The 24,871-nt window shown below is 60.5% G+C and carries 23 protein-coding genes and 1 pseudogene; 10 read left to right on the top strand and 14 right to left on the bottom strand.

Annotation, left to right across the window (positions count from 1 at the left end):
• Positions 1 to 7: 7 nt before the first annotated feature.
• Positions 8 to 907 carry a LysR family transcriptional regulator gene (locus ASG55_RS06130; protein WP_056784501.1) on the bottom strand — a complete coding sequence of 300 codons (900 nt, stop codon included), beginning with the start codon at positions 905 to 907 and terminating at the stop codon, positions 8 to 10.
• Positions 908 to 1,067: 160 nt separating this feature from the next.
• Between ASG55_RS06130 and ASG55_RS06125 the strand changes: the two are divergent.
• Positions 1,068 to 2,089 (top strand): annotated as a pseudogene (locus ASG55_RS06125) (alpha/beta hydrolase).
• 108 nt (positions 2,090 to 2,197) lie between these two features.
• A complete protein-coding gene (locus ASG55_RS06120) occupies positions 2,198 to 3,625 on the top strand; it encodes a mechanosensitive ion channel family protein (protein WP_056784497.1) in 1,428 nt (475 codons plus the stop codon).
• 224 nt (positions 3,626 to 3,849) lie between these two features.
• Here ASG55_RS06120 and ycaC read toward each other — a convergent pair whose 3' ends face one another.
• The 6 genes from ycaC to ASG55_RS06090 form a co-directional block, all read right to left on the bottom strand.
• On the bottom strand, positions 3,850 to 4,473 hold the full coding sequence (ycaC, locus tag ASG55_RS06115; protein ID WP_056784494.1) for an isochorismate family cysteine hydrolase YcaC: 624 nt from the start codon (positions 4,471 to 4,473) through the stop codon (positions 3,850 to 3,852).
• A 68-nt stretch (positions 4,474 to 4,541) separates the two neighbouring features.
• On the bottom strand, positions 4,542 to 6,380 hold the full coding sequence (locus ASG55_RS06110; RefSeq protein WP_056784491.1) for an amidohydrolase: 1,839 nt from the start codon (positions 6,378 to 6,380) through the stop codon (positions 4,542 to 4,544).
• Positions 6,381 to 6,420: 40 nt separating this feature from the next.
• Entirely contained in the window at positions 6,421 to 7,047 is a 627-nt protein-coding gene (locus ASG55_RS06105; protein ID WP_041478579.1) for an antibiotic biosynthesis monooxygenase, read from the bottom strand.
• Positions 7,040 to 7,453, bottom strand: a complete 414-nt coding sequence (locus ASG55_RS06100; RefSeq protein WP_024012430.1) for a DoxX family protein — start codon at positions 7,451 to 7,453, stop codon at positions 7,040 to 7,042. Before ASG55_RS06100 ends, ASG55_RS06105 begins: the two co-directional genes overlap by 8 nt.
• A gap of 502 nt (positions 7,454 to 7,955) precedes the next feature.
• Positions 7,956 to 8,879, bottom strand: coding sequence for a LysR family transcriptional regulator (locus ASG55_RS06095; protein ID WP_039762138.1), 924 nt, complete (start codon positions 8,877 to 8,879; stop codon positions 7,956 to 7,958).
• Positions 8,880 to 8,933: 54 nt separating this feature from the next.
• Entirely contained in the window at positions 8,934 to 9,917 is a 984-nt protein-coding gene (locus tag ASG55_RS06090; RefSeq protein WP_056784490.1) for an MBL fold metallo-hydrolase, read from the bottom strand.
• Positions 9,918 to 10,153: 236 nt separating this feature from the next.
• On the opposite strand from ASG55_RS06090, the gene ASG55_RS06085 reads away from it, so the two are divergent.
• Together ASG55_RS06085 and ASG55_RS06080 are read left to right on the top strand one after the other, a co-directional pair.
• Positions 10,154 to 10,585: a helix-turn-helix domain-containing protein gene (locus ASG55_RS06085; RefSeq protein WP_056784487.1), complete on the top strand. Its 432-nt coding sequence runs from the start codon at positions 10,154 to 10,156 to the stop codon at positions 10,583 to 10,585.
• Positions 10,586 to 10,719: 134 nt separating this feature from the next.
• Positions 10,720 to 13,569, top strand: a complete 2,850-nt coding sequence (locus ASG55_RS06080; protein ID WP_056784483.1) for an ATP-binding protein — start codon at positions 10,720 to 10,722, stop codon at positions 13,567 to 13,569.
• Here ASG55_RS06080 and ASG55_RS06075 read toward each other — a convergent pair.
• Both ASG55_RS06075 and ASG55_RS06070 read right to left on the bottom strand, forming a co-directional pair.
• Positions 13,534 to 15,006 (bottom strand): ATP-binding protein, encoded by a 1,473-nt coding sequence (locus ASG55_RS06075; protein ID WP_056784480.1) that lies wholly within the window; start codon positions 15,004 to 15,006, stop codon positions 13,534 to 13,536. The two genes, ASG55_RS06080 and ASG55_RS06075, sit on opposite strands and share 36 nt — an antisense overlap.
• Positions 15,007 to 15,096: 90 nt before the next feature.
• A complete protein-coding gene (locus ASG55_RS06070) occupies positions 15,097 to 16,047 on the bottom strand; it encodes a GlxA family transcriptional regulator (RefSeq protein ID WP_056784478.1) in 951 nt (316 codons plus the stop codon).
• A 220-nt stretch (positions 16,048 to 16,267) separates the two neighbouring features.
• Between ASG55_RS06070 and ASG55_RS06065 the strand changes: the two genes are divergently transcribed.
• Positions 16,268 to 16,990 carry a pirin family protein gene (locus ASG55_RS06065; RefSeq protein WP_056784475.1) on the top strand — a complete coding sequence of 241 codons (723 nt, stop codon included), beginning with the start codon at positions 16,268 to 16,270 and terminating at the stop codon, positions 16,988 to 16,990.
• Positions 16,991 to 17,031: 41 nt separating this feature from the next.
• Here the strand turns inward: ASG55_RS06065 and ASG55_RS06060 are convergent, their stop codons facing one another.
• Together ASG55_RS06060 and ASG55_RS06055 are read right to left on the bottom strand one after the other, a co-directional pair.
• On the bottom strand, positions 17,032 to 17,469 hold the full coding sequence (locus ASG55_RS06060; protein ID WP_056784473.1) for a hypothetical protein: 438 nt from the start codon (positions 17,467 to 17,469) through the stop codon (positions 17,032 to 17,034).
• A gap of 249 nt (positions 17,470 to 17,718) precedes the next feature.
• Positions 17,719 to 18,594, bottom strand: coding sequence for a LysR family transcriptional regulator (locus ASG55_RS06055; RefSeq protein ID WP_056784468.1), 876 nt, complete (start codon positions 18,592 to 18,594; stop codon positions 17,719 to 17,721).
• Between the two features lie 111 nt (positions 18,595 to 18,705).
• On the opposite strand from ASG55_RS06055, the gene ASG55_RS06050 reads away from it, so the two are divergent.
• The 3 genes from ASG55_RS06050 to ASG55_RS06040 all read left to right on the top strand — a co-directional run bounded on the left by ASG55_RS06050 (position 18,706) and on the right by ASG55_RS06040 (position 22,023).
• Positions 18,706 to 19,905, top strand: coding sequence for a YbfB/YjiJ family MFS transporter (locus ASG55_RS06050; protein ID WP_056784465.1), 1,200 nt, complete (start codon positions 18,706 to 18,708; stop codon positions 19,903 to 19,905).
• A gap of 60 nt (positions 19,906 to 19,965) precedes the next feature.
• Positions 19,966 to 20,964 (top strand): NAD(P)H-quinone oxidoreductase, encoded by a 999-nt coding sequence (locus tag ASG55_RS06045; RefSeq protein WP_056784462.1) that lies wholly within the window; start codon positions 19,966 to 19,968, stop codon positions 20,962 to 20,964.
• Between the two features lie 114 nt (positions 20,965 to 21,078).
• Complete coding sequence (locus tag ASG55_RS06040; RefSeq protein WP_041478569.1) at positions 21,079 to 22,023, top strand: alpha/beta hydrolase; 945 nt, start codon at positions 21,079 to 21,081, stop codon at positions 22,021 to 22,023.
• Between the two features lie 30 nt (positions 22,024 to 22,053).
• Here the strand turns inward: ASG55_RS06040 and ASG55_RS06035 are convergent, their stop codons facing one another.
• Positions 22,054 to 22,383 (bottom strand): hypothetical protein, encoded by a 330-nt coding sequence (locus ASG55_RS06035; RefSeq protein ID WP_041478568.1) that lies wholly within the window; start codon positions 22,381 to 22,383, stop codon positions 22,054 to 22,056.
• Between the two features lie 196 nt (positions 22,384 to 22,579).
• Between ASG55_RS06035 and ASG55_RS06030 the strand changes: the two genes are divergently transcribed.
• Together ASG55_RS06030 and ASG55_RS06025 are read left to right on the top strand one after the other, a co-directional pair.
• Entirely contained in the window at positions 22,580 to 22,855 is a 276-nt protein-coding gene (locus ASG55_RS06030; protein WP_056784459.1) for a hypothetical protein, read from the top strand.
• Between the two features lie 127 nt (positions 22,856 to 22,982).
• A complete protein-coding gene (locus ASG55_RS06025) occupies positions 22,983 to 23,198 on the top strand; it encodes a hypothetical protein (protein WP_041478566.1) in 216 nt (71 codons plus the stop codon).
• 82 nt (positions 23,199 to 23,280) lie between these two features.
• Here the strand turns inward: ASG55_RS06025 and ASG55_RS06020 are convergent, their stop codons facing one another.
• Positions 23,281 to 23,568: a hypothetical protein gene (locus tag ASG55_RS06020; RefSeq protein WP_041478565.1), complete on the bottom strand. Its 288-nt coding sequence runs from the start codon at positions 23,566 to 23,568 to the stop codon at positions 23,281 to 23,283.
• A gap of 174 nt (positions 23,569 to 23,742) precedes the next feature.
• Positions 23,743 to 24,768 carry an RNA 3'-terminal phosphate cyclase gene (gene rtcA, locus ASG55_RS06015; RefSeq protein WP_056784456.1) on the bottom strand — a complete coding sequence of 342 codons (1,026 nt, stop codon included), beginning with the start codon at positions 24,766 to 24,768 and terminating at the stop codon, positions 23,743 to 23,745.
• Between the last annotated feature and the right edge of the window lie 103 nt (positions 24,769 to 24,871).

The following is a 24,871-nucleotide window of genomic DNA, read 5'->3' as shown; positions in this document are numbered from 1 at the left end:
CCCACTATCAAAGATTCACATGACTCTGGTTAAGCCGCTCACGCAAAAACTCCACCAGCGCCTGTACCGGCCGCGAAGCCTGGCGATGCTGCGGATAAACCGCCGACAGGGTCAACGGCTCCGGGCGCAACTCATCCAGCACTGGCACCAGCCGCCCGTCCTTCAGTGCCGCGCCGACGATAAAGGTCGGCAGATAGGTAATGCCCATCCCCTGCACCGCTGCGTCCCGCAGCAGTTCGCCGTTGTTGACGCGCATGCGGCCGGTGACGTTGATAAGTAGCGGTTTGCCCGGCGCTTCGTTGAAACGCCATTGCACCGAGCGACCGTGGCCGTAAGGCAGGCAGTCGTGGCTGTGCAGGTCTTCGGGTTTGAGTGGTGTGCCGCGTTCGGCGAGGTAGGCCGGGCTGGCGCAATAGACCCGTTCGATGCTGGCGATGCGCCGGGCGATCAGTGTCGAGTCTTCCAGTACGCCGATGCGCAGGGCCAGGTCGTAACCTTCGCCGAGCAGGTCGACCGGGCGATCGCTTAAATCGACCTCGACGGTGACTTCGCGATAACGCTGCAGGAATAACGGCAGCAGACAACCCAGATGCGCCACCGCGAACGACAGCGGCGCGCTCAGGCGAATCGTGCCGCGCGGCTCGGCGGTTTCGCCGGCGATGCCCTGCTCGACCTGCTCTACCTCGCCGAGCAAACGCAACGCCGATTCGTAATAGCTCTGCCCCAGGGGGGTGACGTCGAGGCGGCGGGTCGAGCGATTCAACAAGCGCACACCGAGGCGCTCTTCCAGTTGCATCAAACGGCGGCTGACGAACTGCTTGGACAGGCCCAACTGATCGGCCGCAGCGGTGAAGCTGCCGGAGTCCATGACCTGGCAAAAAATACGCATGTCTTCGAACGGGTTCATTGTCACTCTCTGGTGGACAGTTAAACGCTTTATAGCCGCTTTTTCGCTTTTCAGCAGCCCATTAATCTGTGCTCACGGTGTTGCTGAGGCCGCAAACCCAGTGCCACAGCAGCCCGCAACTCAGGCAAAAAAATCAAAATCATTCAAAAGGATTTCCACCATGAACATCGTCAAGAAAACCCTCGCCGCGTCGCTCCTCGCCCTCTCCGTCAGCAGCGCTTTCGCCGCTGGCAGCCCTGGCGTCGAACACAATACCCAAGCATTCCTCGATGCCCTCGCCGCTGGCGGTGGTCGTCCGCTGGAGCAACTGAGCCCGAAGGACGCCCGTGCAGTGCTGACTGGTGCCCAAGCTTCGGTAAAGGTTGATCTGTCCGGCGTGGAAGTCAGCGACAAGGCGATCAAGGTCGACGGCCAGACCATCAACCTGAAAGTGGTGCGCCCGGCCAAGGTCAAGGGCGAGTTGCCGGTGTTCATGTTCTTCCACGGTGGCGGCTGGGTGCTGGGTGACTTCCCGACGCATCAGCGCCTGATTCGTGATCTGGTGGTCGGCTCTGGCGCTGTTGCGGTGTATGTCGATTACACGCCATCGCCCGAAGCGCAGTACCCGACCGCGATCAACCAGGCGTACGCCGCGACGAAATGGGTGGCCGAGCACGGCAAGGACATCGGTGTCGATGGCAAACGTCTGGCGGTGGCCGGCAACAGCGTCGGCGGCAACATGGCGGCGGTCGTGGCGTTGATGGCCAAGGAGCAGAAAGCCCCTGCCCTGCGCTTCCAACTGTTGATGTGGCCGGTAACCAATGCGCAATTCGATGACGGTTCGTACCAGCAATTTGCCGAGGGCCACTTCCTTACCAAGGGCATGATGCAGTGGTTCTGGGACAACTACACAACCAACCCGGCCGAGCGTGCGCAGATCCATGCCTCGCCGCTCAAAGCCAGCGCCGAACAGCTCAAGGGCCTGCCCGCTGCGCTGGTGCAGACCGCCGAGTTCGACGTGCTGCGTGACGAAGGCGAAGGCTATGCGCGGCATCTGGATGCGGCCGGCGTGCCGGTGACCTCGGTGCGTTACAACGGGATGATTCATGACTTCGGCCTGCTCAATCGCTGAGCCAGATTCCGGAAGTCAAAGCGGCGGTGCGTCAGGCGGCGGCTGAACTGAAGACTCATCTGAATCCATAAAAGCGAAAGATCGCAGCCTGCGGCAGCTCCTACAGGAAAACGCATTCCAAAGTAGAAGTTGTCGCAGGCTGCGATCTTTTCATTTGCAGCCATTGCGGAGCTTCGGTCATGACCCTTTTCTACGCCCACCTGCTGTCCTGGAGCGCCGTCCTGTTGCTGCTCGACGCCGCGCTCTGGCATTTCTCGCCCTTCAGCCATCGCGCGCCGCGAGTCTGTGTGCGTCTGGCACTGTTTCTGGCGTTCAGCGCGCTGGTGATCAATGCCGGTGTCAGCCCCTTGCAGGCGCCGCTGTTCGCCGCTGATCGTGTGGCGCAACTGGGGGCGACGGCGCTGGGGATTCTCTGGTGGTTGTACGCAGCACGGGTGCTGACCGAAGTGATCGGCCTGGCGCTGATGCGCCGCATCGGTCACAGCGGTCGCTTGCTGCAGGATGTCATCGGTGCGCTGGTGTTTCTGGTCGCGATTGTCGCGGCGGCCGGTTACGTGCTGGAACTGCCGGTCAAAGGTCTGCTGGCCACTTCCGGGGTGGTCGCCATCGTGGTCGGTCTGGCGCTGCAAAGCACCCTCGCCGATGTGTTTTCCGGCATCGTCCTCAACACCACCAAGCCGTATCAGGTGGACGATCTGGTGATGATCGACGGCGTCGAAGGCAAGGTCTTCGATATCGACTGGCGCGCCACGCACCTGCTGACCAGCGCCGGCACCATGGCGGTTGTACCGAACTCGGTGGCGGCCAAGGCAAAAATCGTCAATCTCAGCCGGCCGAGCAACATGCACGGTGTCTCGATCAGTATCAAAGTGCCGAACCACATTCGTCCGCGTCGGGTATTGGATGCCCTTGATCGCACTCTGCAGGGCAGCAGTTCGCTGTTGCTCAGCCCGGCGCCGAAAGCCGTACTCAAAGAAGCCGGCGAAACCATGTCGGAATACGTTGCCAGCGGTTTCATCGCTGAGCTGGGCAAGAAGAGCGAAGTGCGCAATCAACTGTTCGACCTCGCCCATCGCCATCTCGAAGCCGCAGGTATTTCGCGCCATCCCGACGGCGTGATCGAACCGTCGAGCCGCGCCCGTGCGTTGCTGGATGAGGTGAAGATTTTCCGCTCGCTGAGCAGTGAAGAGCGCGATCGCCTCGCTGAATCGATGGTCGCGCAGCAGTACACGGCCGGTCAGGTGGTGCTGGATCTGGACGAGGTGCCGGACAGTCTGTTCGTGATCGCCACGGGCGTGGTCAGCGCGACGGTGCCGGACGGCAATGGCCAGACCGAGGCCGGGCGCATGGGGCCGAGCGAAGTCATGGGCGAACAGAGCATTCTTGCCGATACACCGTCGCAGGCGACGTTCACAGCGCTGACGTCGAGCATCATCTATCGTCTCGACAAACAGTTGACCCGTGAGTGCATGGACAAGCGCAGCGAAGTCGGCCGGGCCTTGAACAAGTTGCAGGCGGTGCGTCAGCAGAACAGTCGCCTCGCGTTGATGGCCAAACCGGTGGCGGTGAAAAAAGGTGGTTTTTTGGGGTGGTTGCAAAAACGCTGATCTGAAACTTTGAAGATCAAAAGCTCACCCCCTCATAGGAACGCCGCCCGCCCAGCCCTCTCCCCCTAAGGGGGCGAGGGGGGAAAGGGAGCCGATCTCCATGCGTTTCAAGAGCGGAGCTCGGCTCGGTATTGCAGGTCGATGCAACTCTAGCAAACAACGCGGTCAGTCCCCTCTCCCTCCGGGAGAGGGCTAGGGTGAGGGGCTTTTGACTTTCGACCAGATTACTTGGCAGTGAACTTGGTGTAGCTGTTGATCAGGTTGCGATAGTTAGGCAGACGCTCGGACAGCAGATGCGCCAGGCCTTCCATGTCGTTGCGCCAGTCGCCTTGCAGCTCGCAAGCCACAGCGAACCAGTTCATCAGGTGTGCACCGGCGGCCGACATCCGCGCCCACGCCGCTTGTTGCACGGTGGTGTTGAAAGTACCCGACGAGTCGGTGACCACGAACACTTCGAAGCCTTCAGCAATCGCCGACAGGGTCGGGAAAGCTACGCAAACGTCGGTCACTACACCGGCGATGATCAGTTGCTTGCGGCCGGTGGCCTTGATCGCCTTGACGAACTCTTCGTTGTCCCAGGCGTTGATCTGGCCTGGACGCTGAATGAACGGCGCGTCAGGGAATTGCTCGAGCAGTTCCGGCACGATCGGGCCGTTTGGACCGGCGTCGAAGCTGGTGGTCAGAATGGTCGGCAGCTTGAAGAACTTGGCGATGTCGCCCAGTGCCAGCACGTTGTTCTTGAACTCGTTCGGCGAGAAATCCTGCACCAGCGAGATCAGACCGGTCTGGTGATCGACCAGCAGGACGACGGCATCATCTTTGTTCAGACGCTTGTAAGGAACGCTCATGGCAAAACTCCTGGATGGATGGTTGTTGCGGGAAGCGCCGGCCCTGATGACCGGCGCTTTTTTCAAACTCAGAACGCGAAGCAGGAACAGCCGAACGCGCCCCAGAAACCGGCGAAATCGCTGACCGGCGCATTCGACATCCGCGCTTTTTCATGGCTGTGGGTGTGCACGGCGCACGGCCCGCTGCACTGGTGCACCTGCGCCTGCAACGGCGAGTTCGGGCGCCAGTGGCCCGGGACTTTGACTACCGGCGACCAGTCCGGCAGCACCGGAATCGAACGCGGGCCGAGGTCTTCGAAGTCGAAGGCGGCGTAGACGATCTTGCCGCCGACCACGGTCATCACCGACTCGATCCACTTGATCGCTTCTTCCTCAACGCTGAAGAAGTCCGCGCTCAGTGCCGCGAGGTCTGCCAGTTGGCCGACGCGGATCTGGCCCTTCTTGCCCTGCTCCGAAGAGAACCAGGCGCTGCCGTGGGTGAACAGTTCCAGCGCGGTGCTGCGTGGCAAACCTTCTTCGTAAAGCGCCAGACCGCCAACGGTACGGCCGCTGACCATCCAGTACAGCGAGGTCCACGGGTTATAACTGGACACACGGGTGGCGTCGGTGCCAGCGCCGACCGGCACGCCTTCAGCGAGCATGCGCTTGATCGGTGGCGTGGCTTCGGCCGCTTGTTTGCCATAGCGATCGACAAAGTATTCGCCCTGGAACGCCATGCGATCCTGAATCGCGATACCGCCGCCTAGCGCCTTCACGCGCTCGATGTTTTGCGGGGTGATGGTTTCAGCGTGGTCGAAGAACCACGGCAGACCGTTGAACGGAATGTCGCGATTGACCTTCTCGAACACATCGAGCATACGGCTGATCGATTCGTTGTACGTGGCGTGCAGACGGAACGGCCAGCGCTGCTCAACGAGGTGGCGTACCACCGGCTCGAGTTCCTGTTCCATGGTCTGCGGCAGGTCCGGACGCGGTTCGAGGAAATCCTCGAAGTCGGCGGCGGAGAACACCAGCATTTCGCCAGCACCGTTGTGGCGCAGGTAGTCGTCGCCCTGATGCAACTTGACGCTGCCGGTCCAGTTCTGGAAATCGGTCAGCTCTTCTTTCGGCTTCTGGGTGAACAGGTTGTAAGCGATGCGTACGGTCAACTGGTCGTCTTTGGCCAGTTGCTCGATCACTTGGTAATCGTCCGGGTAATTCTGGAAACCACCCCCGGCGTCGATTGCACTGGTCAGGCCCAGGCGATTGAGCTCGCGCATGAACTGACGGGTCGAGTTGACCTGATATTCCAGCGGCAGCTTCGGTCCCTTGGCCAGTGTCGAGTAGAGGATCATCGCGTTCGGCCGCGCGACCAGCATGCCGGTCGGGTTGCCGTTGCTGTCGCGGACGATTTCGCCACCCGGCGGGTTTGGCGTGTCGCGGGTGTAGCCGGCCACGCGCAGGGCAGCGCGGTTGAGCAGCGCACGGTCGTAGAGGTGCAGGATGAACACCGGGGTGTCCGGCGCGGCCTGGTTGATTTCTTCCAGGGTCGGCATGCGTTTTTCGGCGAACTGGAATTCGTTCCAGCCACCGACCACGCGCACCCACTGCGGGGTGGGCGTGCGATCGGCCTGATCCTTTAGCATGCGCAGCGCGTCGGCGAGCGATGGCACGCCTTCCCAGCGCAGTTCGAGGTTGTAGTTCAGACCGCCGCGAATCAGGTGCAAGTGCGAGTCGTTGAGGCCAGGGATGACGCAGCGGCCCTTCATGTCGACCACTTGTGTGGCGCTGCCCTTGAGGGCCATGGCCTCGGCATCGTTACCGACGGCGACGAAGCGGCCATCCTTGATCGCCACCGCACTGGCCAGTGGTTTTTCCCGGTCTACGGTATGAAATTGGCCATTGAATAAAATCAGATCGGCGCTCATCGCAGTTCCTCAAGCGAAAGTGAAAAGAAGCAAACCCCGCTTAACGCGGCGAGGTTTCTTGGGAATCGAGGTGTTCGTGGGCCTGACTGGCTTCCAGCCACGGGGTAAACAAACGGGTGACCGGCGGCATCACCACGTAGACCACCGAGAGGACGATGGTCAGGGTGATCAGGAACGTGGCGACCACGTAGTTGGACAGAAGCGGATGCAGCGCCAGCAGCGGGCCCCAGATCAGCGGCACCAGCAGGGTGTGCGGCAGAATCACCAACAGTGTGACGACAGCCTGCTTCCAGCGCGGCGGCGGCGAGCCGGCCTCGGCCAGCGGTGTGAACCAGAATTCATTGACCGGTGCGACTTCGGTCTGATCACCGTCGGCCAGCATCGGTGCGGCTTCAGCCACCAGCGCCTGACGCTCGGAGGACTCCAGCCAGCCCTGCATCGCTTCGGTGGAGCTGAAGCGCAATACGCAAGTGTAGAAATCCAGACGCCCGCGCTTGCCGCGCACCACGTCGACACCCAAATGCCCTTCGCGCTGCCCGGCGACGCGCACGATATTGCGCAGCCATGCTTCATAGGCCGACTCGAAACCGGCCTTGACCGAGTGTTTGATGATCAACGTGACGGTCTCATCGGCCCCCGGTGCTTGTGAATTGAGGACTTCAGGCATAACGCAGCACTCCGGGCAAACGAACAGGAATCGCCAGCCGTCCCGGCCCGGCGATCAAGACGGTGGTGAAAAGAATCAATAGCAACCAGCCAAACTGCCCCTCAGCCACACTCCATTGCGGATGCACGACCAGCAACGCCACGAGCAGTACAAAGAGAATAGGCAAACAAGCCAATCGCGCCAGCACACCGGCGACGATCAGCAACGGGCAGAGGACTTCGGCGAAAATCGCCAGGATCAGGGTCAGGTGGGCGCCGAGGTGGAACGGGTCTTCGATCAGTTGCAGCTGCGCGGTGAAGTCCAGCAACTTCGGCAAGCCGTGCACCCACAACAGAAACAACCCGCCGCTGACCCGCAGGAACAGCAACCCGATGTCGCGCGCCTGTTCATCCCTCGTAGCAATCATGACCCGACCCTTTGAATGTCATTGACGGGAATCATGCCAAGGCCGGCGCGGGAGAAATTGGATGGGTGTGCTTAGTTGCTTTTCAGGTCTTTGATGTTCTGCCGCCAGCCACAAAACAATGTGGGAGTGAGCTTGCTCGCGAAGGTGTCAGGTCAGCCACATCCACATTGACTGACACACCGCTTTCGCGAGCAGGCTCGCTCCCACAGGTTTTTGTGGTGACCAACAATGTTCATTCCACCCCGTATCCCTGTGGGAGCTGGCTTGCCAGCGATTGGTCGGCACATCCACCACCTTCTTTGACGGACCCACCGCAATCGCTGGCAAGCCAGCTCCCACAAGTCTATGTGCCGAATCACAAAGCCCGGTCAGCCCCGAATTTCTCTGTGGGAGCGAGCCTGCTCGCGAAGGCGTCAGGCCAGTCACATCCACACTAACTGACCCACCGCTTTCGCGAGCAGGCTCGCTGCCACAGGAGAACTGCTTGTGTAATCGAGGGCGGTTAAAGCGCCGGAATATCCAGCGGCGCCGCCATGAACTGGCTAATGCGCGAGCGCAGCCATTTCTCTGCCGGGTCGTTGTCATGCACCCCGCTCCAGGCCATGGACAATTGCGCGGCATCGATCGGGAATGGCGGATCTTCGGCACGCAGGGCGCAGCCTTCGACCAAGGCACAGGCGGCGTAGTCCGGGACCGTCGCGATCATCTCGGTACCGGCGAGCAAGGCGCGCAAGCCGCTGAACTGCGGTACGCCGAGAACGACTCGGCGGCAACGGCCGATCTTGGCCAGATCCAGATCGATATTGCCGCTCAGGTCACCGGAGAACGACACCATCGCGTGCGGACGCTCGCAATATTCGTCCAGGGTCAACGGCCCCGGACGGTCGTCGCCGCGCAGCACTTTGCAGGGAATATCACGCAGCTTCTTGCGCTTGGCGTTGGCCGGCAGATCCGTGGTGTAGCTGACGCCCACGGAGATTTCCCCCGAAGCCAACAGCGCCGGCATCAACAGATAGTTGGCGCGGCGCACCACCACGACGATCCCCGGCGCCTCCTGCTGAAGCTGGCGCAACAGCGGTGGAAACAGACCGAACTCGGCGTCGTCCGACAGACCGATGCGAAATACGTCACAACTGCTGGCCGGTTCGAACTCCTTGGCGCGGCTGACTGCGCCGGAAATCACGTCCATTGCCGGTTGCAATTCCTTGAGGATCGCCAGCGCCCGCGCTGTCGGTTCCATACCGCGACCGTTGCGCAGCAGCAACGGATCGTCGAACAGATCACGCAAGCGCCCCAGCGCAGCACTGACCGCCGGCTGGCCCATGAACAGTTTTTCCGCCACACGGGTCAGATTCTTTTCGAACATCAGCGCTTCGAAAATCACCAGCAGGTTCATGTCGACGCGGCGCAGATCGTTACGGTTCATGGGTGTGGTTTCCTTATCGGTGTCAGACGCTTTTTGCCACAGGCGTTGGGCACTTTACTCGATCAATGGCACTTTCGCCGCGCGTTTGTACGGACCGTACTCCACCGGCACCCATTGGAAATGTTTGCCCTCGGCGGTGATGTGGCCGATGCCCGGGAACGGCAGATGCGCTGCCGTCACCCAGGTCTTGCTCGCTGCCGCAGCACTGAACACTGCCTGACGACTGCTGATCGCTTGCTGACTGTTGACGTCGAAACCGATCGACACTTCCGGGTGCAAAAACTGCACCGCCAGGTTATGCACCAGATCGCCCATGAACACGATGCTCTGCTGCTGCGAATTGAAGCGATATGTGGTGCTGCCCGGCGTGTGGCCGGCTTCCAGGGTTGCTTCGACCAGTCCCGGCAGTGGCGACTGCCCGGCGGCAAACGTCTTGAAGCGACCGGCGGCAACATAGGGCGCCGTAGAGTCCCGGGCTATCTTGAAAAACTCTTTTGCGCCCGCTGGGGCCTTGGCCAGCGCTGCCGGATCGAGCCAGTAGTCGGCCTCGGCTTTGGCTGCAAACACGGTGGCGTTGGCGAACACCGGTTTCTTTTCGGCGTCGACCAGACCGCAGACGTGATCGAGGTGCAGGTGCGTCAGCAGAATCGTGTCGACCTGTTCAGGCTTGTAACCGGCGGCCTGCATGTTGGCCGAGAGTTGGCCTGCGGTGGCGCCGATGCACTGTCCTGCGCCCGTGTCGACCAAAATCAGTTGTTTGCCAGTGTTGACCAGAAAGGCATTGAACGCCGTCTGCACGCCAGGGGTTTCAATCGAACGGCGCGCAAGCAGCGCGCGAATCTGACTCTGGCTCATGCCCTGCAACAACTTCGGCGACAAATCGTTGTAACCGTCGAACAACGCGGTGACTTCGTAATCGCCGACAGCCAGCCGGAAATAACCCGGCGCCTGAGTGCCAACCTGCGGTGCCTGCGCCATGGCGCCGGACATTGCCAGCACGACCGCCAGCGTCGTTGCCGCTTTCACCAAGCTTTTCATTGCATTCCCCTTTGAACCTGGCCAACGGCGGCCGTGCTTTGTCGACATCGTCGCGCAAAGCGCCGGGCGCTGACTTGCAAGGATGTGCTGAGTTCCAGCCTGAGCGAGGAAATTAACAACGATTAACTCGTCAGCCTCAAGGCATCGCCCAACAATGAAGCCCTCTGCGCAGCGTTGCTTTTTTGACCTGAGGGAATGCGCCGACCGTGCCTTCCCCACCGACACGGACCTTGGCCATGGCTTATCCACAGCAAACCGTCGCCCTCGCCCCTGCCAGCGAACCGCGTAAAAACACGACTGGCGGACTCAGTCCGCAGCGCGAACGCCAGATCAAACAGTTGATCCTCGATCGCTTGGGCGAAAGCCTCGAAGTGGCTGAACTGGCCCGGGCATGTGCACTGTCACGCAGTCATTTCTCCCGCGCATTCAAGTGCAGCACCGGCCTGTCGCCACAGGACTGGATCCGCGCCCAGCGCCTGGCCCGGGCCAAGTTGCTGATCCAGCACACCGACTTGAGCCTGACGCAAATCAGCCTCGAATGCGGCTTCTGCGATCAGGCGCACTTCTGCCACATGTTCACCCGCAGCGAGGGCATCAATCCCTTCGCCTGGCGCTGTCGAGTCATGGATAAACCGAAAAACACCGCAGCGCAGCCTGCGGTGTTTTGACTGCTGCCGTTACGCCACCCGTTGCACTGATGCTCAAACCTGAGGATTATGCCCGGACACCCCGGATCAGACGGCCTGCGCTTGCGCCAGGCACTGATTCGCCCTGTCCGCCGCATCACCGCAGGAGCGCGCTGTTGAGTTTTTCCCCGAATCAGGCCATTGCGTTTGGCCCCTATCGGATTCACCCCGGGCAACGACTGCTGCTTGAAGGCCAACAGCCTTTGCGCCTGGGACGGCGGGCGATGGACATCCTCCTGATTTTGCTGGCCCATGCCGGTGAAGTGGTGAGCAAACAGCAATTGATGGCCGGGGTCTGGCCAGACAGTGTCGTTGAAGACATCAACCTGCGCGTGCACATGGCGGCGCTGCGCAAAGCGCTTGGCGACGGGCAGAACGGCCAGCGCTACATCGTCACCGTGGCGCAGCGCGGCTACAGCTTTGTCGCACCGTTCGTGCTCGACAGCATCGAAGCAACGCCTGCGGTCGCCGCGCCCCGGCACAACCTGCCGCTGCGTCGTACGCGGATGATTGGTCGCCAACCCCTGATCGATCACTTGATTAAGCAACTGCCGCGCCGACGCTGCATCACTCTGGTCGGCCCCGGCGGCATTGGCAAGACCACCGTCGCCCTGCGCGTCGCCGAACAATTGCTCGACCAGTATCGCGACGGCATCCGCCTGGTGGATCTGGCGCCCATCGCCGATCCCGCGCTGATCGGCTCGCATCTGGCGACGCTGCTTGATCTGTCCGCAGCTGAAGGCGATGCGCAGGCTGGTCTGGTCGACGGCCTGCGAGAACAGCAAATGTTGTTGGTGATCGACAACTGCGAGCACTTGATTGATGCGGTCGCCGCGCTCAGCGAGCAGATTCTGCGGGGGGCACCAAAGGTGCATATCCTGGCGACCAGCCGCGAGAGCCTGCGCGCTGAGGGTGAGTTCGTGCAGCGTCTGGAATCGCTCGAATGCCCGTCCATGTCGACCCCGATGGAGCCGGCCCAAGCACTGGGCTTTGCTGCGATGCAGTTGTTTGTCGAGCGCGCCACCGCAGCCAGGGAAAACTTCCGACTAAGCCACGCCGAGCTGCCGCAAGCGATCGAAATCTGCCAGCGCCTGGACGGCATTCCGCTGGCACTGGAACTGGCCGCCGCGCAGGTCAGCGAATTGGGCATGGACGGATTGCTCAAGCAATTGCGCGAGGGTTTGCCGCCATTGTCGGCCGGACACCACAGCAGCGCCGAACGCCACCTGACCCTGCGCGCGACGATGGACTGGAGTTTCAACCTGCTCAACGTCTGCGAGCAAACCTGTCTGCGGCGACTGGGGATTTTCCGCGGCAGCTTCACCCTCGCCTCGGCGGCAGCGGTGGTCATCGGCCAACAGATTGATCCCGGCGCGGTGTTCACCGCCGTCACACAATTGGTGGCCAAATCCCTGCTGAGCGTCGAAGTGGGCGACGAAGATGTTTTCTATCGCTTGCTCGACACTACCCGCCACTACGCACTGGAAAAACTCGAACAGGCCGACGAGCTCAACGCAACCCGCCAACGCCACGCCGAGCGATGCCTGACACTGATGCAGCAGGCGCAGGCGGATTGGGACAATACTCCGACTGTATTGTGGATGGAGCGCTATGCCCGGGGTCTGGAGGATTTGCGCGCGGCGCTGGACTGGAGCCTCAACGGGCCGGGACCGGATGAGCTGGGGGTGCAACTGGCAGCCGCGTCGGCGCCTTTGTGGCAGGAGCTGTCGTTGCTGCGCGATTACAGCCGCTATGTGCGCCGGGCACTGAGTCTGCTGGAGGCTTCGCCAGCAGACTCGCTGCTACCGCCCTGCCCTCGCCTGCAAATCGCCTTGAAACTGGCGCTCGGTAGCGCCAGCTATCACACCTGGGGCGGCACGCCACAAACCATTCAGGCCTTCGTCGACGCCTGCCAATTGGCCGAGGAACACGGCGATCTGGCCGGGCAACTGCGTGCGATATCGGGGCATATGGCGGTCAATCTGAGTTGCGGGCATTACCGCATGGCTTTGGCCCAGAGTGAGCAATTCGACCGCATCGGCCTGCACGGCGAACCGCTGCTGTCACTGAGCACACATCGCTTGCGGGTGCTGGCCCTGCATTATGCCGGCGACCAGCCGCAGGCACGCGTACATGCCGAGCAGGTGCTGCAACGCATGGCGCACAGCGGCCATCTCAATCGTTTCACCCATGGTTTTGGCGTGCAATACGACCAGAGCGTCGCTTCGCTGACAGTACTGGCCCGAGTGCTGTGGTTGCAGGGTCTGCCCGAGCAAGCCTGGCGCGCCGCACGGCAGGCGCTGGACATCGCCGTGCAGATCAATCACGGCACATCGATCTGTTACACCCTGGCGCTGGCCAGTTGTCTGATCGCTCATTACAACGGCGACCATGTAAACGCCCGCGCGCTGCTGCAGTTGCTGCTGGAACAATCGCAGAAGCACTCGGTGCTGCTGTTCAATAACTGGGGCCGGCAGTATGCGCAGGTGATCGATCCGGATAATGCCATGCCCGTACCAGCACAGAGCAGCGGTCTGATTCGGGAAGTGATGGTTACGCTGGATGAGCGTTTTGTCGATGATGCACTGGTGGAGCGCGCGCGCAATGGCGATGCGGGATGGAGTGCAGCGGAGATATTGCGGGCGCGGGCGGCGGCATTGTTGAAGGGTTCATCCTGTGGGAGCGAGCCTGCTCGCGAATCGGCCCGCTCAGACACCGCTGAAACCCGAGAAGCCGAACAAACCCTGCAACAAGCTCTGGCCATCGCCAGAAGCCAGGGCGCCCTCGCTTGGGAACTGCGCAGCGCCACGGACCTCGCCCGATTATGGCAGCGCCAGTCCCGCCATCGCGAAGCATGGGATTTGCTCAGCCCCATTTACCAGCGCTTCACCGAAGGCTACGCCACACCGGACTTGCGCAAGGTCCGCCTGCTACTCGACAGCCTCCACGAGCAGTGCCCGGCCTGAAGCGTTGCGCGTTCTGCTGAGATAGCGCGCATGGCGCTGTTTCAGTTCGAACTTGTCGTCACTGCGCTCGAACTGATCACGAGCATAGCGGCGCACGGTGTTGAGCATCCAATAGCGGGCCGTCGCACGGTTGGGTTCTCGAACAAGCAACGATTTGCGCGCCAACCCTTCGATTATCGCGGACAGTCTGGAACCCGCCACATCCGCGCTGCTGATCACACTCAGTGCGGCCTCCAGGGTAAAGCCCGCGCTGAATACCGACAGACGCAGCAGCACACGCTGTTCCATCTCCGTCAGGTACTGGAAGCTCCAATCGATCGCAGCGGCCATCGACTGATGGCGCGGTTCCGCGGTGCGCCGGCCTTGGCCAAGCAACTGCAGGCCGTTTTCAACCTGTGCCTGCAAGCCGATCAAGCCAAGCGCGTCGATCTGCGCAGCGGCGAGCTCGATCGCCAGCGGCAGACCGTCCAGTTGACGGCAGATCTCGCGCACACCTGGCAAATCCTGCTCACGCAAACAGAAGCCATGCTGCCGTGCCCGCGCGCGATTGACGAACAACTGCACCGCCGGATAGCCCATGGCTTCTTCGACGGTGTTCAATGTCGAGCGCTTGGGAATCGCCAACAGCGGCACGTAATGAACGGTCTCCTGCGCGACTTGCAAGGCTTCGCGGCCGGTGACCAGAATCGACAGGCGAGGCGCAGCATGCAACAGCGTTTCCGCCAGTGCCGCACAGCTGTCGCGCTGGTGGTCGCAGTTATCCAGTATCAACAAGGCGTGCCGGCCGGTCAGTGCGAAAAAGTCTGTCTTCAGGGTGTGCAACAGGCGCTCGAGCAATGGAATGTCATCTTCGAGGCTGGCAAGGTCGACCCACCAGGCGCCATCGCGAAAGTATTGCAGGAGCAATTCCGCCACGCGCAATGCCACAGTGGTCTTGCCAACACCCGGCGCACCGGTAATCGTCATCAAGCGGCATACCGGCATTTGTCGAACCAGACTACCAATCAGGGCGTCGCGCCCACTGACTGGCGTCAGTCGTGCCGGAAGATTGTGCAGGGGCATGAGCGCGGCAGCGGGCATGGTCAGCGCATCACTGGTGCCCTGCTCCACCGGGGCGACAAAACTGTAGCCGCAGTGCGCCACGTGAATGATGAAACGCTGCCCGTTTACGCCGTCACCCAGTGCGCGGCGCAACGCCGCAATGTGCACCCGCAGGTTGATCTCTTCGACGATCGAGGTCGGCCATACTCGAGCAATCAACTGCTCTTTGCTGACCACCTCACCCGCGTGTTCTAGCAGCGCCTGAAGGATGTCCATGGCGCGCCCGCCCATGCGCAACGGCTGCTCTCCTTCAAGGACCAGACGTTGGCGCACATGAAAGGCGTAGGGGCCGAAACGCAGCACTGAACCGTGGCTTGTGTCGTTGTGATTATTCATGCCAAACATCTTGGCACTCTCGCGTGACGATACAACCGCCAGAGCCGACGCAGCACGGACATCCGACTGCGTCAGACGGACAGAACCGCTCTAGCTGAACTGTTCGCGGTATTGTAACGGTGTAAGACCGAGCTTTTCGGCGAACAACGAGCGCATGTGCCGGACACTGCCAAAGCCGCTTTTGTAGGCGATGGTCTTGAGCGGCAGATCGCCGGTTTCCAACAGGTTTCGCGCGCAGTCAATGCGGGCATTCTGCAAAAACTCCATCGGCGTCATATTGACGTCACGGGCGAACAGGCGAGCAAAGTGCCGTGCGCTCATGTTCGCCAATCCAGCCATGCGCTCGACGGTGAACGCTTCATCCAGATGTTCAAGGACGTAATTCTGTGCGCGGGTGATGGGCGTTTCTTGCGGTGAGACTGCCGCCATCAACGGGCTGAACTGCGCTTGACCGCCCTGGCGCTTCATGACCACCAACAAGACCTTGGCAACGTCCTGGGCGATTTTCTTGCCGTGATCTCTGGCCACCACCGCCAGCGCCAGGTCGATGCCGGCCGTAACGCCACCGGAGGTGATGAGATTACGATCCTCGACGTAGATCTGATCGGTGGTCACCGTGGTTTTCGGGAAAGCCTCGATCAGCCGTTCGGTGTAGTTCCAGTGCGTGGTGACGCGATAACCATCAAGCAGGCAGGCGTGGCCGAGGATGAATGCGCCAGTGCAAATCGAACCGTAACGCTCCGCGCGCGGCACGGCTTTTTTCAACCAGCCAAACAGCTCGGGAAATCTCTGGTTATAGGCGCCGGGTCCGCCCGGCACCAATAGCAGGTCATAGCGCTCGGCCGCTTCGTCGATGTGCAAGTCAGCCTGAACCTGCACGCCGTTGGACGCCCTCAGCAAGCCGCGCTCTGTGCCGAGAGTCGTCAATTGATAGTGCAGATCAGGTTTCAGATAACGGTTGGCGACTGAAAACACCTCCAGCGGCCCCGCCATGTCGAGCATCAGAAAGTCAGGGAACAGCACCATTGCCACGGTTTTCATGGGAGGTTTCACACATATTCAAGGGTCAATACGCACGCTTCAGCCAAGGCATTATGGCGGACCGAGTGTTCAGGAGCGTGATCGAATGGGTGAACCATAACGCAAAACTGTCAACCTGAGCCGGACAGTCTTTCAATTTCCATCTACTTATTGCCTCACCGGGTAACCAGTAACCTTCTCCTCACTCGGACGAATTCACGTCCCGCCAGGAGATTTCATCATGCTGACTCTTCGCAAAGCCTCCGATCGCGGCCTCGCCAATCACGGCTGGTTGAAGTCGTTTCACACCTTTTCTTTCGCCAGCTACCGCAACCCGCGTGAACAGGGTTTCTCCGATCTGCTGGTGATCAACGATGACCGGGTCGCCGCCGGCAAAGGCTTTGGCCAGCACCCGCACCGCGACATGGAGATCTTTTCCTATGTGCTCGAAGGCGCGCTGGAACACAAGGACACCCTCGGTACTGGCTCGGTGATCCGCCCCGGGGACGTGCAATTGATGAGTGCCGGCAGCGGCGTGGCGCACAGTGAGTTCAACCACTCGGCCACCAAGCCCGTGCACTTTCTGCAAATCTGGATCGTGCCGGATGTCAGTGGCGCCAAGCCGCGCTATCAACAGGAACACTTCAGCGCGCAGAAAAAACGTGGTCGCCTGCAACTGATCATCTCGCCGGACGGTAGCAATGGCTCCCTGAAAGTCCGTCAGGATGCGCGGGTCTACGCCGGGTTATTTGACGGCGAGGAAAGTGCCACGCTGAAATTGCCGGCCAATCGTTACGCTTACGTGCACGTTGCGCGTGGCAGCGTCGAACTCAATGGCCAAGCCTTGCAGGAAGGCGACGGCGTGCGGGTTCGTGAAGAACAGCTGCTCACCTTGAGCAACGGGGTCGATGCCGAAGTGCTGGTGTTCGACTTGCGGCCTCAGGAGTTGCCGGAAATGCCATGATCTGGCGCGATGCAGAACGGCCTTCCACTGAAGGCCGTTTTTTATTGCGGCGGCTCTGCTGAGGGTTGTACGACAGGTTTGGGTGACGATACCTCTTTGCCAATCTGAATCGCTGCCAGCGTGGTTTGTATCGTGGTCAACACCGCCGCCTGATTGGCAAAATGTGCGCCAACCAGCAAGGAAGCCACGCCGAGGAAATGCACAGTGGTGGCAGCCCAGTAATTGGCCTTTACCGTCGATGCCTGTCTGATCGCTTCCCGCGATTCGTCGGCGATTTTCTGCACGCCCATCCACATCAGGTCATAACGCTTGTCCCGTTCCTGCAGGGCCTTGTCCCGTTCAAGATAGACCTTGTCCCGCTCTGCCTGAGCAGCCAGGAACCCGCGAATGTCGGCGCGCATTTCTGCCACGCGGCCATCCATCCTCGTCTCGATGGTTTCTATCCTGGCATCGAATTCTTCGCGACTTATGCTGCTCATGATTTACCTGTCCCGCCCCGCGTCCGATCTGTCCGTGACTGCATATTGATTCACTTCCCTGATTTTCAATTCGACACCTTTCTGCGGCTACGCGGCCTTCCCTGGCTCTTCGTTTCGATGCATCACTGAGGTCTGCATCGAGCTGCAGTGACAATAGAACTCATCACGGACTACAACAAGCCGGCCCATTCTGTCTCGGACGTAGGCTGTTTCGTCAGCAGTTGTAGCCTCGGCAAAACCCTGAACCACTTATTCGTTTTCCAGCGCAAAAGCCTCAACGATCTGCTCGATGACCGCCCGTACCCGCGCGGTGTGACGCAGGTCGGCGTGGGTGACCAGCCACACTTCATACGGCAGCGGCCGGGTCCGCTCCGGCCAAAGTCTGACGAGGCCATCGCGTTCGCCCATGTATACCGGTATCTCGCCTATCCCGAGGCCTGCGGCAAGGGCTCGACGCACCAAAAGGCTGGAGCTGAGCGTGGCGACGATGCGTCCGCGGGTCAACGGTTCAGAGACCAGCGTCAGGTCTTTTTTGCTCTGTAAGTACGGCTGATACACCACCAGATCATGGCCCTCGAAAGCGTTGCCGGGCTGCGGTTCTCCATGGCGCTCGACATAGGCCTGTGCTGCGAAAAGTCCTACAGGCCAACGGGCGATTCGCCGAGCGATGAGATCCGGGTTATCCGGCCGAGTATTGCGCACCGCGATATCGGCTTCGCGCTTGGCCAGACTGAGAATCTGCGTCGATGCATCCAGCTGAATCTGCACGTCGGGGTGCTGGTCATGCAGGCGCGCCATCGCCGGGATGATGAAGTCGATGGCCATCGAGTCGGTGGTGCTGACCCGTACGTTACCGGTCAGACGATCGTCCAGCCCGTGGATGTGCCGCTCCAGTTCCAGTGCCGAATGTTCCATTTTTTCCACACTTTTACGCGCCGCTTCACCAACACTGGTCAGCGCGTAGCCATCGGAGGTACGCAGGAACAGCGTCGCGCTCAAAGACTTTTCCAGCGCGGTAATACGCCGCCCGACAGTGGCCTGGTCCACGCCCAGAACTCGTGCAGCTCCGCGCAAGGTGGACTCGCGACAGACCGCCAGAAAAACCCGCGCATCATCCCAATTCATGCTGATCCTCATCGAAGCATTTTTGCATCACTCTGCCGCTTAATCGCTGCATATGCGCAGCCAGGATAGCCGATAAGCTGAGCGCCATACACCTCTTGTGAGATCGCTATCATGCGTACTGCAAATTCCTCCGGCATCTGGCTGCCGATCTTCGCCGGGCTTTGCGCCAGCCTGGTCAGCATTGGCCTGGCGCGTTTCGCCTACACGCCGCTGATCCCTTCGCTGATTCAGGCACAGTGGTTTTCCGCCAATGATGTCGTCTATCTCGGCGCGGCCAATCTGGTCGGCTACTTGATCGGCGCCCTGCTCGGTCGGCCCATGGCCCATCGACTAGGTAACCGCAACGCCTTGCGCCTGATGATGCTGGCGGTCACGGGAGCATTTTTTGCCTGTGCTTATCCGCTCTCGGTGAGCTGGTTCTTCGGCTGGCGTTTGCTGTCCGGCATTGCCGGTGGCGCGATCATGGTGCTGGTGGCGGCAACCGTGCTGCCTCACGTTCCGGTGGCGCGCAGAGGTCTGGCCAGTGGCGCAATCTTCCTGGGCATCGGCCTCGGAATCGCCGGCTCCGGGACCATCGTGCCGCCGCTGCTGAGCCTCGGCTTGCAAGCGACCTGGCTGGGACTGGGCGCGCTGGCGTTGTTGCTGACCGCGTTGAGCTGGTTCGGCTGGCCTGCGGATACCGCGCACCCTGTGGCTGCGCACGCAACGTCGGCTGATGAGCCGACACCGTCGGGCGTTTACCTGTTGTTCGCTCAATACGCGTTCATGGCCGCCGGGCTGGTGCCTGCCATGGTGTTTCTGGTGGATTACGTGGCTCGCGGACTGGGCGCCGGGGCGCATATCGGCGCAATGGTCTGGGTGATGTATGGCCTGGGAGCGATTGTCGGGCCGGTGACTTACGGCTTCCTGGCCGACCAGCTTGGCGCCCGCACTGGTATTCGACTGGTGTTGGTAGTTCAAGCCATTGCCCTCGGTTTGCTCGCCGTCTCCCATGCGTTTCTGGCGCTGGCTTTACTGGCGGTGATTCTCGGCTCGTTCCCGCCGGGCATCGTCCCTCTGGCTTTGGCCCGCGTGCATGAGCTGGTGCCGTCGCATCACCGTCAGCAGATCGCCTGGAGCCGTGCCACTGTGTCATTCGCAACCTTTCAGGCGCTGGCCGGGTTTGCCTATTCGGCATTGTTCAATGCCTCGGGCGGCCAGCACACGCTGCTGTTTGTGATCGCCGCTGGCGCGATCGTCGTGGCTCTACTGCTGGAGCTAGCCATGCGCTGGCTGCCCTCTGCTAATGAAACGCGCTGCGCGGCGAACTGAGGGGAATCATTGCACCCTGTCTGCGCTCCCATCTACACGACCTTCTCCACAGGAATCGACATGTCACTGCCTAAAGAAATGACCCGTATCGAAATCACCCAACCCGGCGGCCCTGAAGTATTGCAAGCCAGGCGCGTACCTCTGCCCACCGTTGGCGAAGGCCAAGTGCTTATCCGCGTTCACGCTGCCGGCATCAATCGCCCGGATGCCTTGCAGCGCGCCGGCAAGTACCCGATGAAGCCCGGCATGGACCCGATCCCCGGTCTGGAAGTGGCTGGCGAAGTGGTCGCGGTTGGCACCGGAGTAACGCGTTTCGCGGTCGGCGATCGGGTCTGCGCGCTGACCAATGGCGGCGGTTACGCCGAGTATTGCGCGGTTCCGGCCGGCCAGACTTTGCCTGTGCCGGATGGAGTCGATTGGGTCCAGGCCGCCGCGATTCCGGAAACGTTTTTCACCGTCTGGGCCAACCTTTTCGGCCTCGGCGCCGCCAAGGCCGGGCAGCGCGTGTTGATTCACGGTGGCACCAGCGGTATCGGTACCACCGCGCTGATGCTCTGTCGTGAATTTGGCATCGAGGCGTTTGCTACCGCAGGCAGTGCTGAAAAATGCGACGCGATCCGTCAGCTTGGCGGGCAACCGATCAACTATCGTGAGGAAGATTTCGCCGAGGTCATTGCCCAGAAAACCGCAGATCAAGGCGTGAACGTGATTCTCGACATCATGGGTGGCTCGTATCTGAACGGCAACATCAGCGCACTGGCAATGGATGGCCGACTGGTGATGCTCGGCTTTCTCGGCGGCGCCCGCGCCAACGACATCGATCTGCTGGCGATCCTCGGCAAACGCGCAGTGGTCACCGGCTCGCTGCTGCGCGCGCGTACCGCTGAGGAGAAAGCCGCCATCGCCGATCAACTGCAAGAACACGTTTGGCCTGCCCTCAGCGCCGGGCGCTGCCTGCCGATCATCGACAAGGTTTACCCGCTGGCTGACGCGGCTCAGGCCCATGCCCGCATGGAGGGCGGCGATCATATCGGCAAGATTGTGCTGCAAGTGGGGTGATCGATTGCAGCATCTTGTAATCGTTGGGCGTGCACGGTGGTCGAAAAACAGTCACGCGCAGACCGAGGCATCTGGTAAAAAGCGTTCTTTGTCTGCGCTGTGGTGAAACGATTAATGTTCCTGTCCTTCCTGACCCGCCTGCGACGCCGCCGCTTGGCATTCGCCATGATGGCCGCGCTGATCATTGGCGTGCCGACGAGTTGTGCGGTGCTGGAACACACCGAGCGCAAACTGTTGTTTCGCATCGAGCCGGGCACCGCCGGCTGGTATCGCGGTCTGCCCGGCAGCGTTCAGGAACTCGATCTGCAACCGAAGAGTTTCAAGGCCGGGCAGAACATCCATGCCTGGTGGTGGCCGGCGGAACGTGCCAATGCCCCGGCAATCCTTTATTTGCATGGCGTGCGCTGGAACCTCACCGGACAGTTGTTCCGCATAGAACAACTACGCGCGGCGGGCTATTCGGTGCTGGCCATCGATTATCGCGGGTTCGGCCAAAGCAAGGGTGATCTACCATCCGAAAGCAGCGTTTATGAAGATGCCCGCGTGGCCTGGGAGCGCTTCCAGCTGCTGCAACCGGACCCGAACAAGCGCCTGATCTACGGCCACTCTCTCGGCGGTGCGGTGGCGATTGATCTGGCGGCCGAGCTCGGACAGAACGCGGCGCGCAACAACACACCTCTGCCGGTTCGCGGTCTGGTCATCGAATCTACCTTCACTTCTCTCGCCGACGTAGCTGCCGCCGTGGCCAACACCTCGCTTCCTGTGCGTTGGCTCCTGTCGCAGAAATTCGATTCCATCGACAAGATCGCCGACATTCACATGCCACTGCTGGTGGTGCATGGCCTGGCTGATGCCTTCGTGCCGCCGCGCTTCAGCGAGCAGCTATTCAATGCCGCAGAGCAGCCCAAACGCCTGCTGCTCGTGCCCGGCGCGACGCACAACAACAGCATGGCGCTTGGCGGCCAGGGCTATCGCAAGGCTCTGGATGCACTGATGCAGACCAAAGCGGCGCCGCGGGTTGCCGGGCCGGCAGTCGCCAAGGGCTCTCGCGATTCCTGAGCTGTGTAAATCAGTCCTGAGAAACCGGCATCAGCGCCGAGCCAACTCATGGCGTACGCATTGTTCGTAATAGGTCTGCTTGACCGCTGCCGGTTTGAGCTTCGAACTGCTGTTGTAGGTCTGCTCGGTAATCCCCATCGCTGTCATGCGCATCCAGGGTTGCTGGAATCGGCGAACCTGCAATTGCTTGCGCGCGCCATACAGCGAAACCCCGGACAGTTTTGATCGCTGCGCCCCGGCAGCAATATCCGAGCCCCAGGTGCAGGCAAAGCGATGGCCCTTGCTCAACTCTTTTGCCTGCACTCCCGAGGCGATCAAAGCCAGGGAAAGCGTCACAACGGTGATGACAATCGTGCGCATATAGCCAACCTAACCTTTTGAAAAAAGGCGATTTTGCCGGTGCGAAATACCTATGGGGGCCAGCAATTTGCCTGCTGTCGCGAGATTTTTGATCCGGCTGAATACAATCAGGCTTCGCCGCTCGTCCAGTACTGCGCACCTTTGGCAGACAGGCTTATCCAAAGCAGTACATCCCACCGCGTAGAAGGCCCACGTGATGAACAAGAAAATCTTCGCAATGTCGTTTTTCAGTCTGTGCTTGATTGGCCCGCTCTACGCTTGGGCAGCCGAAACGACAGCGGGCGCTGCCACCCCCGCCACCGCCCTGCCCGGTGTCAATCATGCACAAAGCTCTAGTGACCATGATGAGAAGGCCAACAAGAAAGGTGAAGAGTCTTCAGGCGCCAATGCGGGCTCAGAACCGCACGAGACGGAGAAGGATGCGGCGACGTCGAGCGACTCCGAAGATCTTGAGAAAAAACCCGTTCAGTAACCACGGACTTTGCTATTTATAACGAAATACCGACGCCGAACTAGCGCAATCCACGGTGATATCAATATGATGCGCGCACTGGCCACCATAGAAGGTGGCCAGAGGAAAATACATCCAAGGAATGCAAATGAAAGATTTCGTCATCGGCGTCAACAACATCGTTCTCTACATCGCACTGGCGGTCATCCTGATCGTTTCCCTCTTCATGATGAGCCAGAGCTTTCTTTCAGGTCTCGGCATGTTCGTAGGCGGCACCCTGGGCTGGTGCATCGTCTCCGGCTTCTGGTTCGTGCAATCGGCGACCTACGAAGAACTGCGCAAGCTGAACTCGAAAACCAGCTGATCTGCGCCGAGCATTCGTTAAAGAAAAAGGCCAATGTCATCGACATTGGCCTTTTTATTTCAGCTTCGAAAGGACTGATTAGTCATTGCTTGGTGCACTGAGCGCCCAGTCCCATGCCCATGGAACCCAGGGCAACCATCGGGCCGCTCGGCAGTTCGCACGTATATTCGCCACTTTCGGTTTGCGCGGTGTAGAAGGTTGTATTGAAGTCGCTGCGGATATTTGAAACCTTGATTACGGGTTTACCGATGGTGGTCTGTGCGCGATTCTTGAGATCACTCTCTCCCGGTTTGACGGTCTGGCATCCAGTAACTGCGAGCGCCATTGTTGCGAATAAAGCGAGAACCGGGATAGTCCTTGATGAGTTCATTGCAGATCGACCTTTTTGATTTTCATACCGGAGAAATACTGGCAATAACCTGCCAAGCGAAAGGACTTTAAGGTCGAGCCAGACCGGGGGCAATTAGGTCGGATGTGCTAATGGCTGAAGGCTAGCCTCACCTGCGATGAGGTTGTGCAACTGCTTTCCGGTTGCCGGCCGCTGTTAATCGGTTTGGAAAACGTCTACCCGCAAGCGATCGCCGCCCTCCTCTCGGCAATCGATACGGACCGGCAAAAACAGGTGAATGACTTCGATGTTGCTGCGCAGATGATCAGTCATGCGCGGCGTGGTGAACGATCCGCCACCGGCCAGCGCCATCGGCAACAGCAACTGATCGGCCAGATGCTCAGCGACCGCAGCATCACTGCGCAACCAGTCGACAGCCTGATTGATTGCGGCATCGGCCACCTTCTCGGCGCGTAACGACACTTGGCCAAATGCGCTGAACACCTCAGTGACATGCTCGAAAACATACTCCAGCAATAACACATTGCCCGGACCGCGTGCCGGGTCAAGCGCCACAGGTTGCAGCGCCTCCACTGGCCAGTTCAAACGCTTGGCCACCTGACTCAGCTCTCGCTGAGCGACAGTGGGTGCGAGACCTGCGGTCAGCGCCAATGCGCGTCGTGAGACTGCCTCGCCGCGCTCACACAGGTCCAGGCGCGTGAGGCGCGAGGGCTGCACCTTCACCGCAATTTCGCCACCGCCAGCCGGTACGAACCCATAACGCAGCAACTCCAACTCGACATCGCCGCCCATGCGCCGCAGCAGCGGCAACCAACTGCGCGACAGGAAATCCGTCGGCGGCGCCAGCGGATTATGCGTGCCACCGGAGATTGTCACTCGACTGGCCTGCGGCGCCTGCAACAAGGCTGGCAACAGCGTCTGTAGCACCAGCGTGCAACTGCCCGCCGTGCCAATAGCGAACTGAAAGTTGCCTCCGCTAATCTCGCCCGGTTCGAAGCTCAGGGCTTGCGACCCCAGATGCGCACCAGATATCTCTGCACCACAAACCTCGGCCGCCGCCATCACGGCTGTCAGATGCTGACGCAGCAATCCCGGACGACTGCGTCTGGCGCGAATCTGTTTAATGCGAAACGCCCGACCTGTCACCATCGACAGGCTCAACGCACTGCGCAACACCTGGCCGCCACCGATGGCGCCGTCCAGTTCGATTATCTCTTTCATTGCAAATCCTTACGCGTATAGCCCGACGGTGTCTCTGAGGTACCGTTAAACCGTCGTGGGTCTTCCTGAGTTACGATCAATATTGATAATTCGCGCTTCAGCT

This window comes from Pseudomonas sp. Leaf434 (assembly GCF_001425545.1).
GTDB lineage: Bacteria > Pseudomonadota > Gammaproteobacteria > Pseudomonadales > Pseudomonadaceae > Aquipseudomonas > Aquipseudomonas siliginis.
This window is presented reverse-complemented; position numbering and strand designations above follow the sequence as displayed.

Coding starts and splice junctions, on each gene's coding strand:
- ASG55_RS06120 (WP_056784497.1), top strand. CDS start 2,198: ATGACCCTTTTCTACGCCCACCTGCTGTCCTGGAGCGCCGTCCTGTTG.
- rtcA (WP_056784456.1), bottom strand. CDS start 24,768: ATGAAAGAGATAATCGAACTGGACGGCGCCATCGGTGGCGGCCAGGTG.
- ASG55_RS06085 (WP_056784487.1), top strand. CDS start 10,154: ATGGCTTATCCACAGCAAACCGTCGCCCTCGCCCCTGCCAGCGAACCG.
- ASG55_RS06045 (WP_056784462.1), top strand. CDS start 19,966: ATGTCACTGCCTAAAGAAATGACCCGTATCGAAATCACCCAACCCGGC.
- ASG55_RS06130 (WP_056784501.1), bottom strand. CDS start 907: ATGAACCCGTTCGAAGACATGCGTATTTTTTGCCAGGTCATGGACTCC.
- ASG55_RS06020 (WP_041478565.1), bottom strand. CDS start 23,568: ATGAACTCATCAAGGACTATCCCGGTTCTCGCTTTATTCGCAACAATG.
- ASG55_RS06075 (WP_056784480.1), bottom strand. CDS start 15,006: ATGAATAATCACAACGACACAAGCCACGGTTCAGTGCTGCGTTTCGGC.
- ASG55_RS06025 (WP_041478566.1), top strand. CDS start 22,983: ATGAAAGATTTCGTCATCGGCGTCAACAACATCGTTCTCTACATCGCA.
- ASG55_RS06030 (WP_056784459.1), top strand. CDS start 22,580: ATGAACAAGAAAATCTTCGCAATGTCGTTTTTCAGTCTGTGCTTGATT.
- ASG55_RS06055 (WP_056784468.1), bottom strand. CDS start 18,594: ATGAATTGGGATGATGCGCGGGTTTTTCTGGCGGTCTGTCGCGAGTCC.
- ASG55_RS06095 (WP_039762138.1), bottom strand. CDS start 8,879: ATGAACCGTAACGATCTGCGCCGCGTCGACATGAACCTGCTGGTGATT.
- ASG55_RS06090 (WP_056784490.1), bottom strand. CDS start 9,917: ATGAAAAGCTTGGTGAAAGCGGCAACGACGCTGGCGGTCGTGCTGGCA.
- ycaC (WP_056784494.1), bottom strand. CDS start 4,473: ATGAGCGTTCCTTACAAGCGTCTGAACAAAGATGATGCCGTCGTCCTG.
- ASG55_RS06070 (WP_056784478.1), bottom strand. CDS start 16,047: ATGAAAACCGTGGCAATGGTGCTGTTCCCTGACTTTCTGATGCTCGAC.
- ASG55_RS06065 (WP_056784475.1), top strand. CDS start 16,268: ATGCTGACTCTTCGCAAAGCCTCCGATCGCGGCCTCGCCAATCACGGC.
- ASG55_RS06040 (WP_041478569.1), top strand. CDS start 21,079: ATGTTCCTGTCCTTCCTGACCCGCCTGCGACGCCGCCGCTTGGCATTC.
- ASG55_RS06110 (WP_056784491.1), bottom strand. CDS start 6,380: ATGAGCGCCGATCTGATTTTATTCAATGGCCAATTTCATACCGTAGAC.
- ASG55_RS06100 (WP_024012430.1), bottom strand. CDS start 7,453: ATGATTGCTACGAGGGATGAACAGGCGCGCGACATCGGGTTGCTGTTC.
- ASG55_RS06105 (WP_041478579.1), bottom strand. CDS start 7,047: ATGCCTGAAGTCCTCAATTCACAAGCACCGGGGGCCGATGAGACCGTC.
- ASG55_RS06050 (WP_056784465.1), top strand. CDS start 18,706: ATGCGTACTGCAAATTCCTCCGGCATCTGGCTGCCGATCTTCGCCGGG.
- ASG55_RS06060 (WP_056784473.1), bottom strand. CDS start 17,469: ATGAGCAGCATAAGTCGCGAAGAATTCGATGCCAGGATAGAAACCATC.
- ASG55_RS06035 (WP_041478568.1), bottom strand. CDS start 22,383: ATGCGCACGATTGTCATCACCGTTGTGACGCTTTCCCTGGCTTTGATC.